This is a genomic window from Rhodococcus sp. MH15, assembly GCF_019266045.1.
In the GTDB taxonomy this organism is placed as follows: Bacteria; Actinomycetota; Actinomycetes; order Mycobacteriales; family Mycobacteriaceae; genus Rhodococcus_F; species Rhodococcus_F qingshengii.
In genome coordinates this window covers 44166-56290 of sequence record NZ_LPNP01000075.1, presented here as the reverse complement: position 1 = coordinate 56290, position 12125 = coordinate 44166, and the positions used below count along the sequence as shown (strand labels likewise).

The 12125-nt window shown below is 62.0% G+C and carries 10 protein-coding genes and 4 pseudogenes; 3 read left to right on the top strand and 11 right to left on the bottom strand.

Annotated features, from left to right (window positions below; all coding sequences use genetic code 11):
* Nucleotides 1-122: 122 nt before the first annotated feature.
* A pseudogene (locus ATN37_RS21645) lies at nucleotides 123-437 on the top strand (integrase core domain-containing protein); the annotation flags it as partial.
* Between the two features lie 33 nt (nucleotides 438-470).
* Here the strand turns inward: ATN37_RS21645 and ATN37_RS21640 are convergent.
* Nucleotides 471-1530: pseudogene (locus ATN37_RS21640) on the bottom strand (IS110 family transposase).
* 357 nt (nucleotides 1531-1887) lie between these two features.
* On the opposite strand from ATN37_RS21640, the pseudogene ATN37_RS21635 reads away from it, so the two are divergent.
* Nucleotides 1888-2128 (top strand): annotated as a pseudogene (locus tag ATN37_RS21635) (IS30 family transposase); the annotation flags it as partial.
* Between the two features lie 22 nt (nucleotides 2129-2150).
* Here the strand turns inward: ATN37_RS21635 and ATN37_RS33200 are convergent.
* The 5 genes and pseudogenes from ATN37_RS33200 to ATN37_RS21620 all read right to left on the bottom strand — a co-directional run bounded on the left by ATN37_RS33200 (nucleotide 2151) and on the right by ATN37_RS21620 (nucleotide 4565).
* Entirely contained in the window at nucleotides 2151-2393 is a 243-nt protein-coding gene (locus ATN37_RS33200; protein WP_253741109.1) for a hypothetical protein, read from the bottom strand.
* Nucleotides 2390-3220 carry a chromate transporter gene (locus ATN37_RS33195; RefSeq protein ID WP_253741107.1) on the bottom strand — a complete coding sequence of 277 codons (831 nt, stop codon included), beginning with the start codon at nucleotides 3218-3220 and terminating at the stop codon, nucleotides 2390-2392. Before ATN37_RS33195 ends, ATN37_RS33200 begins: the two co-directional genes overlap by 4 nt.
* Before the next feature lie 79 nt (nucleotides 3221-3299).
* Nucleotides 3300-3410, bottom strand: a pseudogene (locus ATN37_RS33190) (hypothetical protein); the annotation flags it as partial.
* A gap of 218 nt (nucleotides 3411-3628) precedes the next feature.
* Nucleotides 3629-4054, bottom strand: coding sequence for a chromate resistance protein ChrB domain-containing protein (locus ATN37_RS21625; protein WP_058036931.1), 426 nt, complete (start codon nucleotides 4052-4054; stop codon nucleotides 3629-3631).
* A gap of 1 nt (nucleotide 4055) precedes the next feature.
* On the bottom strand, nucleotides 4056-4565 hold the full coding sequence (locus tag ATN37_RS21620) for a Chromate resistance protein ChrB (RefSeq protein WP_054828354.1): 510 nt from the start codon (nucleotides 4563-4565) through the stop codon (nucleotides 4056-4058).
* Between the two features lie 365 nt (nucleotides 4566-4930).
* On the opposite strand from ATN37_RS21620, the gene ATN37_RS21615 reads away from it, so the two are divergent.
* A complete protein-coding gene (locus tag ATN37_RS21615; protein ID WP_058036930.1) occupies nucleotides 4931-5332 on the top strand; it encodes a YncE family protein in 402 nt (133 codons plus the stop codon).
* A 234-nt stretch (nucleotides 5333-5566) separates the two neighbouring features.
* On the opposite strand, the gene ATN37_RS21610 is transcribed toward ATN37_RS21615, so the two are convergent.
* From ATN37_RS21610 to ATN37_RS21590, 5 genes are all read right to left on the bottom strand, one after another.
* Nucleotides 5567-6514 carry a 3-carboxyethylcatechol 2,3-dioxygenase gene (locus ATN37_RS21610; protein WP_058036929.1) on the bottom strand — a complete coding sequence of 316 codons (948 nt, stop codon included), beginning with the start codon at nucleotides 6512-6514 and terminating at the stop codon, nucleotides 5567-5569.
* Nucleotides 6515-6636: 122 nt separating this feature from the next.
* Nucleotides 6637-7506: an alpha/beta fold hydrolase gene (locus ATN37_RS21605; RefSeq protein ID WP_058036928.1), complete on the bottom strand. Its 870-nt coding sequence runs from the start codon at nucleotides 7504-7506 to the stop codon at nucleotides 6637-6639.
* Nucleotides 7503-9413, bottom strand: a complete 1911-nt coding sequence (locus ATN37_RS21600; protein ID WP_218695596.1) for an FAD-dependent monooxygenase — start codon at nucleotides 9411-9413, stop codon at nucleotides 7503-7505. The genes ATN37_RS21605 and ATN37_RS21600 overlap by 4 nt, the downstream gene beginning before the upstream one ends.
* Nucleotides 9414-9417: 4 nt before the next feature.
* A complete protein-coding gene (locus ATN37_RS21595; protein ID WP_058036935.1) occupies nucleotides 9418-10764 on the bottom strand; it encodes an MFS transporter in 1347 nt (448 codons plus the stop codon).
* A gap of 367 nt (nucleotides 10765-11131) precedes the next feature.
* Nucleotides 11132-11872, bottom strand: a complete 741-nt coding sequence (locus ATN37_RS21590; protein ID WP_054828449.1) for a GntR family transcriptional regulator — start codon at nucleotides 11870-11872, stop codon at nucleotides 11132-11134.
* Nucleotides 11873-12125: the final 253 nt, after the last annotated feature.

The window sequence follows — 12125 nt, the reverse complement described above, 5'->3', positions numbered from 1 at the left end:
GAGGATGGCCCGGCGCTCCGGGTGACCTCATCGGAGCCCTGCCCGTCACCTCCCGCACCCAATCCGATGGTCTGCCCACAACACCCTCCTGACCTCGAATGTTGCTTCCACCGATTGAGCCCAATCAATATACGTCAATTGCGTTCACCGACAGGCTTATTGAGGTGGGTATCGATGCCTCGATCGGGGCTACCGGGTCGAGCTACGACAACGCGCTCGCCGAAACGATCAACGGGCTCTACAAGACCGAGTTGATCAAACCCCGCGGGCCATGGCGAACAGTCGAACATGTGGAAATCGCCACGTTGGAATGGGTGAACTGGTTCAACCACCGACGCCTCTACGAGCACTGCGGCGATGTGCCTCCTGCCGAACTCGAGGCGTTCTACTACGGTGAACACAGAACTACGCGAATTGCGGAGTTCTCAAATCAGTAAGTCTCCGGACTCGCCGGGATGCTTCTATATCTGTCAAGACACCAAGATTGGGTGTGCAGTGGCGAGTGTCCGGAACAGCTGCCGGGTGACGTAACGCTTGAGGGATCGCATGATCTCCTTGGTTGTGCGGCCTTCGGTTCGTCGACGTTCGACATAGGCGCGAGTTTGGGGATCAACCCGCATCCTCACGATGACGATGGTGGTCAGTGCTCTGTTCAGACGGCGGTCACCGCCGCGATTGAGCCTGTAGCGCACCGTGTTACCTGATGAAGCCGGGACCGGGCAGGTCCCGGCGAGTGAGGCGAACGCAGCCTCGGAGCGCACCCGACCTGCATGTGACCATGCGATCAGGACAGTCGCTGCAACCACTGCGCCCACCCCAACCGCGGCAGTCAGTTCCGGCGCATTGGTCTTCACCAATTCGTCGAGAGACTTTCGATTGTCAATCAGTTCCGAGTCGAGCGCACGAATCCTCTTGGCTAGTCGCACGGCCTCTGCTCGGCACGTCGCAGTGGTGGCGTCCTCGGACCGAGATCGCCACGTTGCGATCTCCTTTATCTGACTGTATGCCAACGATTTTCGTGCATCTACACCAAGTTCGACGGTTCGAACCAAAGCCGTCAACGCATTGACCGCGCGCGTCCGTTCACATGTCATCTGTTCGCGTGCGACCACGAGAACGCGCATCGCCACTCGCGATCCGTCCGCACGTGGTCGGCGCAGTCGATCGATGTCGACGGACAGAACCGACCGGGCGATCCGAGCGGCGTCGAGATCGTCGGTCTTACCGACTCCTCTCCGATCCGCCGAACGAGAAGTCGGAGGGTTCGGCTACCGGGAGTCCCGCCGCAAGAACGCGGTCGGAGAGTCCGGCTCCGTAGGAGCCGATGCCTTCGATGACGACGAGGGCGGCTTGTTGACCTGCTCTGTGTGCAATCCACGTGCGGGCCCGATCGAGACCCGCTGGACTTGCTGGAAAACTTGCTTTGTCCTGCACAGCACCGGTTACAGCGGCCACAACACACAGCGCATGGGCGGCAGCGTGGGTATCTACACCGATGACGATCTCGTAGTTATCTGCGACGATAGGCATAGCGGCGGTTGTCCTTTCCGATGGGCGACGTCGTTGTCGGCGTCGGCCCGGAAAGAGCACTTCGAGGCAGGCCTGTAACGGGCCACGACCTCGAGGCAACGGGGTCGGGCAGGCTTCTAATCAAGCCACCGAAGCAGGACCGGACCGGCGTCGCCGCCACAACAGAGTGGACAAACCCCGGCCAGTGCATCCGAAAAGGAGCAAAGCGATTCATGAGTCACACGGCGTTGTAGCGACGACACCTATCCTGTCAGCCAGCCCCGGGCCGGCCACTACAAACACTTACATGCGATTCAGTCTCGTCGTGTCAAGAAGGGGCCTGGCCGGCGCCCACCCTCAGACAAGCGTCGCCGCTTCATGGAATTGCGAAGCCGGGGGTGAGCATCCGCGCAGCCGCCCGCGAAGTTGGAGTATCCCGCGCGTCCGGCACCAACTGGGCCCGCGGCTATTCGGTTTATCGCGCCGGACAACTGGTGCGGACCGTCGCTCCGTTGGACCGACTCGCGTCCGCGCCATCAGTCCGCGATGCCTATTGGCAGACGAACGTATTCAGGTCGCCGATCTACGACGTGAACGGCTGAGTATCCGACAGATCGCTGCACGTGTGCGAGGTCGTGTACTCAGGTGACGGGCAGTCCGACCAACCCGGCTGCCAGTCCGAGGAGTGCGCATACCCCGAGAGTCCGGAGCACGGACCACTTCAGACGGTAGATCATCACTACGGCAAGGGCGCCGATGACCAGCGCGAGCGGACGAAAACTACTGACGTCCGGCACCGTCAGGTGCAGTGGACCCCACACTACAATCGAGGAATCTACGAAGAGTGTGTGAACAGCGAAGTAGAACGCGAGATTGGCGATCACACCCACCTGACAGCGGCGGTAATCCCGTTCAGTGCCGCCGTCAGGTGGGTGTTGTTGCGGAGCCGCTCGACATACGGAGCGCCGAGGAAGATGAACATGAACGACGGCACGAATGTGACCCACGTGGTCAGGAGAGCGCCGATGGTCGCGGCCACCCAGGGATCGAGGCCGCCGGGGTTACGGTAAGCGCCGAGGAACGCCACGAACTGGACGACCATGATCAAAGGTCCCGGTGTGGTTCCGGCCAGACCCAGCCCTCGCACCATCTCCCTGGAGGTGAGCCAGCCGAAGGTGTGTACCGCTTGTTGCGCGACGTAAGCGAGGACCGCGTACGCCCCGCCGAAGGTCACCAGCACGGTGCCGGAGAAGAACACACCCTGCTCGGTGAACACACTGTCGCGGCCGGTAAACACGACGACGGCGATCATCGGGACCGCCCAGGCGATCACACCGGCACCGAGCACGAGGACCGCCCGCCGCAGGCTGGGTGCGTCGGTGTGGAGGGCGTCGTCGGCGATGAGCGGCGGATTTTCGTCGATGTCGTTGTCGGCGGCGGCAGTGTCGGCACCGCCCCCACGCCGCCCGATGACCCAACCCGCGAACCCTGCAACCGCGATGACGATCGGAAACGGAACCGCGAACAGCGCGAGCGCCACAAACGCGCATACCGCGATCACGACGTGAGACGGCCTGGTCAGTGCACGCTTGGACACGCGGGTGACGGCTTGCACCACCACTGCCAATACTGCGGGGGCGATGGCGGCGAAGATCGCCAACACGATGGTGGTGGCACCGAAGGCGACGTAGACGGCGGCCAACCCGAGCATGACGATCAGGCCCGGGCAGGACGGACAAGATTCCGGCGATCAACCCCCCAATGGTGCCGTTGAGAAGCCAACCGGTGTAGATGGCGAGTTGCTGCGCCTCAGGACCGGCAAGCAGCATGCAGTAGTTCAAGGCATGCAGGAAGCGTTTCTGTCCGATCCAGCGTTTGTCGTCGACGAGCATGCGTTGCATGACGGCGATCTGCCCGGCGGGGCCGCCGAAGGTTTGCAGGGAGATCAGGAACCACGCTTTCGTGGCGACGCGCAAGGGGATCAGGTCCCCTTCGCCGGGGCGCACAGCGACCGGTGATGCGGTGAATTCGTGCGTGGACTCTTGCTCTGTCATGTCGGGCTCCGCGGTCTGTGAGTGCAGAAGATTCATCGGGCACGGCCGCGTGAGTCGACCTCGCGTCAGGAGGGTTCGCGGCCGCTGAGGACTCGTTGACGATGAAACTCGTACAACCCATTGAAGATTCGAGTTGCCACGGCGAGAGTTTCATCGTCGGTACAGGTGAGAGACAACCCGTGTAGGACTGTGTCGAGGCTGGCGGCTTCCGGGGCGTCGAACTTGCCGTCGTCGATGTCTGCTTCGTGGACGATTTCGGCGATGATCCACAGCACCGGGTCGGCAATCTCGTAACGGCGCAGGATCGTTTCGAAGCTGCAGTCATCGTGATGGTGCGAGAGGTCGACCCCGCGAATATCGAACGGCGTTGCGTCAGAGAGGATCTGGTATGGGTCGTCGAGGTAGACGAACTGGGCGTCGAGGTCGACGTTGCGGCGCATCAACCAGGCACTGGCGGCGCGGTCGATGTGGATCCCGGCGCGGGTAGCCATTTCATCGCGCCACCTGCGCCTCCACGGGCTCTACCGCGGCTAACGCTTTGATCGACGCTTCCGCCCCGTCGCGCTGAGAGACAGGAAAGAAGGTCCGTTTGTCGATCTCCCGTAAACGGCGCCGCAACTGGGTGAGCTTCTTGGTCTGGGCGGCGCGATCAGGCAAAGAGCGTGCAGCCTGCGCAGCGGCGGCAAGTTCGTCGTATTCGGCGGCCCGATCCGCCGACAACTTCGTCCGCATCCGGTCCTGCTGGTCGGCGGTGGTGGGTGCGGCAGTCCAGACCTCCGCCTGACCTCCGGACTCGATGACTTCCTCTGCGATCCAGTCGAACTGCTCGCGTGTCCGCGCCGACGCGGGCAGGACCACCACCCCGTCCGCGAGCTGGAACACCCCGTATTTGCGGAGCTTGCGCCACACCGTGATTCGCGGCGTCGACGGTTCGCGGGGGATGCGATACGCCAACATCACCCACTCGTCAGAGTGGCTACCGGGTGCCGGTTCTGGTTCCACAACAAATATGTAACCACTGTTGCATCACCTTGTCCATTCGTCATCGACTAATCCGCCGATTCACCCTGGACACTTCGTTGTAACCGTGATTGCCGTTGACAGTGACCGTCGTTCAGGCGGGCGTCGAGACGACGAAGAGTTGTCGAGATCCACAACCACGCCTTCGACGAACAGTCCGCCTGCTCTGCCTGCACTTCTGGTCCGTCGGGGATGGCGTCACCCTTCCCTCCACGATGCGCGAGGCAATCTCGGCCCCCCACGTTGCAGCCGGACGCTGACCACCCCGAAGTGAGAGGGACAGGGATGGACACCCGCACCGATAAGCGGAACAGCCCGAGACCGCCCGGCTGCTGCCCGCACTCGTCATGGCGTCAACCCTGATCGGCGCTTGTTCCTCCGAGCCATCGTCGCGAGGCAGTAGCCCGCTGCCGCTGCAGCCGGTCGCGGAAATCGCTCTCCCCGACGACAATTCACGCTTTGACTACGAGAGCCTCGACCCTCAGCATGGACTGCTGTTCATTGCCCACCTCGGCGCCAGCGAGGTCATCGAAATCGACATCCACACCCAGCAGGTCGTCCGGACAATCCCGAACCCCTCCCAGGTTCACGGCGTCCTCGTCGTTCCCGCACTTCGCCGGGTCTACGTCACCGCCACCGGCGACGACCGCCTGGTCATTCTCGACGAAGACACCGTCGCCGTGATCGGACAGGCCACCACCGGTGAGTATCCGGTGCGGATGGATGCCGCTTACCGCACTGCGCGGTAGTGCCCACTATCGTCTCGGGAGCAGGGCGGATGTTGCAGCGGCAATAACCTCCGGACAGAGAGATCGTCTTGAAAAACCCTGCACAAGAGTATAATTCGCCAGTATCGACGTCGGGCGACGTACTGGATCATGCCATTGTCGAGTCTCCGATTGGGGCCGCGGACCCCTTTCGTTGCAAGGGCGACTACTGAAAGACGCGGCTGTGGTCGGTATTCGCGCCGCCATGCGCGAGCTCTAATCTCCGTCTGTCGAGACAGCAGTCGTGATCCCGAATCCAGCGATCCACTCGGGAATCTCTCGGTAGAAAGTCGAGGTGACGCGGTATTGGCCGGCAGCGCTCAGAGCCGCGTACGCAGCGATCCAGGTGCGAATTTCGTGGGAGGAGTGTCCGGCTTGTTCGACGAACCATTCGTTGGACCAGGAATCGATCTGCGCGAGGTCGCCGGAGGCGAGAACGTCGAGCAGGTGTCGATCCCACTGTGGGTTCAGTGGCTGAATCGTGGCCACACCTGCAGCGAAGTCACGACCGGCGTCGACGACGCGCTGTTCACGTGCGTTGCGCTCGGCCTCAGTTGGATTCCGGCCATCGATGAGTTTCTCCTTCACTCCGACAGGGGCGGTTGCGAACTGCGGTACCGGTGGATCATGCGATAGGCCACCGGATCCCACGAACAGCACTCGCTTGTCGAGGTTGACAGCGGCTCGCCCGACGGCTTTGCCGAGCAACCGGACGCGGCTGACCGGTCCGAGCGGTTCGGCGACGGAATTGATGAAGATCGGCACGGTGGGGACTGCGCTGATCGATCCTACCAACAGCTGCAGAGCTTGCGCGAAGCCGTGATCGACGTACATCCGTTCGGAGAACGCGGTATCGATACCGCTGCCGAGCACTTCCCGCGCCACTGCATAGGCCGCCTCGCGGTCGACGGCCAGCGGGCCGGCCTCGGTGCCGTAGTCACCCACGGATTGTGCAGCGGCCCCGATGCAGAACGGGGGCATCAGGTCGTAGTAGACCCCGTTGTAATGATCCGGAGCAAAGATCATCACCACGTCAGGGGCGAAATCGGCGATGAATGCGCGGGCACTGTCGAATGCGGCGTCCACATCGTCGATCACACTTTGGGCCGGGTCGTTTCGTCCCATGAGAGGGGAGTGCGACATTGTGCACAGCGCTACGGGCATCGTTGTTTCCTTCTGGTTCTCGCGGGTGCGTAAGCCTTCGCGCGCAAGGGTCGGAGATTTCGGGACAGGGACGGATCGCCGGTACCCACCGTGTACGGCGTGGCAGGTACCCGCGCGGATCGTCAGCCTCGGTCGAGCAGGAAGTCGAGGTGAAGTTTGTTGAACGTCTCGGCGTCTTCGTATTGCGGCCAGTGCCCGCAGTTGTCCATGATCGCGAGTTTCGCGCGTGGGATGTGAGAGGCGATGCGTTTGGCTTCGTCGACCGGGCCGGAGGGATCCTTGGTGGTCCACAACACCAGCGCCGGCACCGTGATGGCGTCCAAGGTGTCGTCGGTGATCATGTTGCGCTTGCGAATGTCCGGGTCCTGCAAAGCCATGTTTGCCTCGCACGCCTTGAGCCAGTCCGGCTGCTGGAAGATCGCCTGGCGGGTACGGATCAGGTCGTCGGTGACCATGGTGGGGTCGGCCATCAGCCACTCGAGCCTGGCGCGGACCCGCTCCCAACTGGGATCTTTCGCGGCCTCCATCGACAGGGTGTAGAGGCGTTCCATCACTGCAGGATTGGCCATCGTACCGCCCATGGTGTTGAGCACGATCCGCTCAACTTTCTCCGGGTGGTCGTGAGCGAATTGTGCTGTGACCCAACCGCCTAGGGATTCGCCGGAGAAGGAAGCCTTCTCCGTGCCGATCGCGTCCATGAACGCCAGCACGTGATCGATGTAGTGCTTGATCTCGAGGGGATGGTCGGGCTTGCTGGAGTAGCCGTGGCCGATGAAATCGATAGCCCAGACGTTGAAGTGCTCGGCGTGCGATCGCAGGTTGCGGACGTACGCTTCGGCATGGCCGGTGATGCCGTGCAACAGGATCAAAGTCGGTTTGGTGGGGTCGCCGGCGTGAAGGTACCGGGTCCGGTAGGGGCCCGCTTGGATGAAGCCTTGACTGAACTCGACCTGGTTCAGATCGTTCCAGACGCTGGTGTACGGGTGGGTCATCGGTTCTCTCCTTCAACAGTCATGGTGTTCGCGGCGGCCGGTACTGCATCCTCCGCGGTGGTATGCGGGACGGTGATCGGCACAGCTCGGGTGCTGTATTGCGGTTCGTGCGTACTACTCGCAGTCTCTTCGCTGCGGCCCGGTGCGCGGTCGAGGATCGTGGTGAGGGCATCCTCGAGATTGGCCAGTGCTTCGCTGTCGTCCCAGACCGCAGTGCTGTGCCGCCATGCGACATGGCCGTCGGGGCGGACGAGAATGGCGCCGGCCTCGTCGATGTCGCGGACCTTCCGCCAGTAACCGTAGGGATCGATGGTGCCGGGTTCACCGACGACGACGGTCCGCAGGAACGGCATGTCGAGTTTGGCGGCGGCACGTTTCCATGCCTGACCACCAATTCCGGTCAACAGGGTCATCATGCCTTTTCCGGTGGCATCGAGGGTCGAGATGCAGGTGCCGTCGACACCGACCAACCATGCATGGGGCAACTTCGCGCCGGGTCGGGTTGTGCTCTGCAGGTACAGCTCTCGGTCTCGTGTCCACACTTCGTCGACGCCGTCGGCATCAGGAATGACCGCGGTGGAGCAGTACCGCTGGTTGAGTTCGACGCCGTGTGCGTTGAACTCGGTGTTCTTTATTTCCAGCGCCTCGTACAGTCGCTCCCGTAGGGCGACACCTTCGGCTGACGGTTCCTTGAGCTTCGCAAGGCCCGCGGCGACCGGATCATCGCTGTCGTGGTCGAACCATTCGCGCAGTCCGGCGTAGTCTTTGCGGGATTGGTTGGCGCGGGCGACGATCTGCTTTCCGACGGGGACGCGTTCGGGTGAATAGGATTCGAGCAGTCCACGTCCCGCGTATCCCTTGACGACGAAGGCGATCTTCCATGCCAGGTTGAAGGCGTCTTGCAGGGAAGTATTCGATCCCAACCCCGATGACGGTGGATGCCGGTGTACGGCGTCGCCGCCGCAGAACACCCGCCCGGACTGGTAGTGCTCGGCGTACTGCTGGTTGACGTACCAGAAGGATCGCGTCACGATCTCGATGTCCAGGTTCGGATCACCGACGAGTGTTCGAATCTGCTCTAGGACAGCATCATCGGATAGGTCGGGCTGTCCGTCGGCCATGTCGAATCCCCAGCCGGCGATCCATTGGTTCCAGGGCTGAACCGCCCTCAGTAGGCCCATTCCGATCTCACCGAAGCCGGCTTTCGAGTTGACGATCCAGTGCAGGATGCTCGGCCGATGAGCGACGTACTTGCTCAGATCCGCGTTGAAAAGAATGTATGCCGTACCTGCGCGGGCGAGTTCTCCTTGGAAGGGAAGCTCGAGCTCGTCGGCGATCTTCGATCGGGCTCCGTCGAAGCCGAGCAGGAAGCGGGCTCGCTGGGTGAACTCGGTACCCGAGCGGACATCACGGAAACGGACGGTCACACCGTCTGCATCCTGGGTGTGTCCAAGGTATTCGGTATTGAAGCTGATGATGGCGCCACGTTCGGCGGCGTTCTTGATCAGGACCGGTTCCATCAGCGGCTGGGGAATGTCGAGCATCGCGCAGGGGCTACCGCTTTGGTAGTCCCCGTGGCGGGCGTCTCCCGTTCCCCATGTCTGTAGCCGGACGATCTCCTCACCGGCCAAGCTCGTGGTGAACAGCGTGTCGCCCATCTGATCCCACGGCGTCGCGTATTTGCGTGCCTCGTCTTCGACACCGAGATCGCGCAGTACTTCGACGGCGCGCTGGTTGGTGATGTGTGCGCGCGGCGAGTTCGCCACCCACGGGAACATCGAAACGGCGTGTACGCGGATGCCGTAGGTGGCCAGGGCGAGCGCCGCGGTGCCACCGGCGGGACCGAGTCCGACGATCACGACGTCGGTGTCGTAGGAGGTGGGGTCGAGGTCACTCATATCTGTCATCGATTCACTTGTCGAGGACACGCAGGGATTCTGCGCTGTCCGTGTTCGGGAGTGTGGTCACCGCGGAGGCCGGCCGGGCTGAGCCTGCCTCGTCACGAAGGAGTTGGCTGGCGGCACCTTTGCGACCCCAACCGCCGGGGAGCAGGATCACCGAAACTATCGAGATCACTGACACCACCAGCAGGTATACGACAATCGAGTTGCTGGACTCGGTGGAGGCGTAGAGGGCTGTGGCGATGGTCGGGGCGAATGCGGAGCCCACGACCTGCGAGAGGGTGTAGCCGATCGAGACGCCGCTGTATCGCACGTCTGCGTCGAAAACCATCGTGAACAGCGATCCGGTCACGCCGGCTGCCGGGACCATCGCGATGCCGAAGACCAGTACCTGCGCGGCCATGAACAGCCATGGGTTGCCGGTGTTAATCAGTGCGAACGCGGGAGCGATCACTACACCCATGGCCACAGCGCCGAGCAGATACATCGTCTTGCGACCGAAAGTGTCGGAGAGTGCGCCGAAGATCGGGTAAAGGATGACTGCAACGATGCCGGCGACGAAAACTCCAGCGAGAGCGAAGGTTCGACTGATCCCTGCCACGGTGGTGCCGTACGAGACGAGGTATGCCATGCAGATGTAGGCGAACACTCCTTGGGACAGGTAGGTCCCGGCGATGAGAAGAATTTCCTTCCAGTGTTTGCGGAAAGCTTCGGCGATCGGCATCCGCACCACTGCGCTTTGCGCCTTCACCGCGGCGAAGTCGGGGCTCTCGGTCAAGGACAGTCGGATGACCAACCCGATGATGATCAGGACCGCACTGAAGAGAAAGGGCAGTCGCCAACCCCAGCTGAGGAACTGCTCGTCCGGCAATTGCGAGACCGCGAAGAACGCCAGAGTGGCAACACTGGTGCCGGCCGGCGCTCCCATCTGGGAGAAGGACCCGAAGAAGCCTTTCCTCGAGGTAGGAGCGTGTTCGACGGCCATCAACGTCGCTCCGCCCCATTCGCCGCCGACCGCAAAGCCTTGAACCAAGCGCAACAGCGTGAGCAGGATCGGCGCTGCGATTCCGATTTGAGCGTAGCTGGGCAGCAATCCCATCAGAACTGTTGCCGAGCCCATCCCGACCAGCGAAATCACCAGCATCTGCTTGCGGCCGACTCGGTCGCCGAAGTGACCGAAGACGACGCCTCCGAGTGGTCGGGCAAGGAAGCCGACTCCGAACGTCGCAAAGGAGAGAAGTACCCCGATCGCAGGAGAGACGTCCGGGAAGAAGAGTTTGGGAAATACCAGTGCGGCTGCGGTGCCGTAGATGAAGAAGTCGTAGTACTCGACCGTGGTGCCGATGAAGCTGGCCATCGCCACCCGTAATGGGGACGGGCGATCGGTGGTCGTCGAGGAAGCGGGTGCGTTGGTCACGGCCGGACTTCCCCGATCTGCGGGTGGAAGCACTTCGGTGCTCTATCGAGCAACCTGCGCGAAGCGGTCGTCATGGCCGCTCCTTTCTTCTGGAAGTTTCGGGAGAGAAGCATCCAACTGGAATGCTAGTCGTCTAGCAGAGAACCTACTCCGGAGTGAAAAGTGATGCAAGTCTCTGCACCAGGGGACGAAACCCACCTCATCCGCTCCACAACGGCGATCGCGAAGAACGCCCGCCATCAATGACAACGGCCCGCTCTCTGTGCATGTGCGCAGAGAGCGGGCCGAAAAGGGTTGCCCGGAGCGGTTATCCAGTCAGGGAGTCACTCGACTCGTCGCGGATTACCGCAACCGTGCCCACGATGTGATGTTCCATCGCCACCCTGGCCGCCTCGGCATCGCCGTTTCGAATAGCCTCGGTGATGACGTGGTGATCGTGCTGGCGTTCCGGTAACGCGCTCGACAACGGATTGGTGATGCCGGCGGTATTGATCAGGAAATCCGACAGGTCCCACATACGCTGACTGGTCTCTTCCATGATCCGCGAGTGCGCCATTGCATGAATGGCGGCATGAAACTCACGGTTGTGCACTCGATAGCCGTGGGCCCTGACCACAGGATCATGCGAGGCGATCAATGCATCGACACGGGCCGAGATCAGATCCAGTTCCAGCAGTTGCGATTGCGTCCGGCGGGCAGCGGCGACCGCTGCAATGGTTCCCTCGAAGCCACCGAAGAGGGTGTAGAAATCTTCCACCTCTTGTTGGGTGTACGAGACCACCTCGCAACCGACCTGAGGAACGATGTAGACGAGCTTGTCACTGGACAAGCGCCGCAAAGCATCCATGACAGGCTGCTTGCTGACCCCGAACTCCTGACGGATGGCCTCCACGACGATCTTTTCCCCCGCAGGGTAGCGCCCCTCGAGCAGACGATTCTTGAGGATGTCGTACAGCGCAGAAGACAGTCGAGCCCCCGAGGTGCGGACACTGGCGAGGAGGGCGGTCGCCTCACTGCCCAGCGCAGGGCCTGCCTGGTCGGCACTCATCGATTCACTCTTTTCGTCGATGTTCCGGTCATGATCCCCCTCATTCTGCCGTGCTCAGCACAACAACTTGCATTCTAGTACTTGTGGTCTGAGTCACTGTGAGATATCTTCATCTGGAACGCTAGCATTCCAATGAGCTGTTGCATGGGTCTTTGACCAGCACATAGGCGCAGGGCAGAACGCCTTCGAGTCAGTTTCCGTCGAACCGGCGGGTATGTCGAACCGGCGGCGGGTATATGGACACGCTCACTGG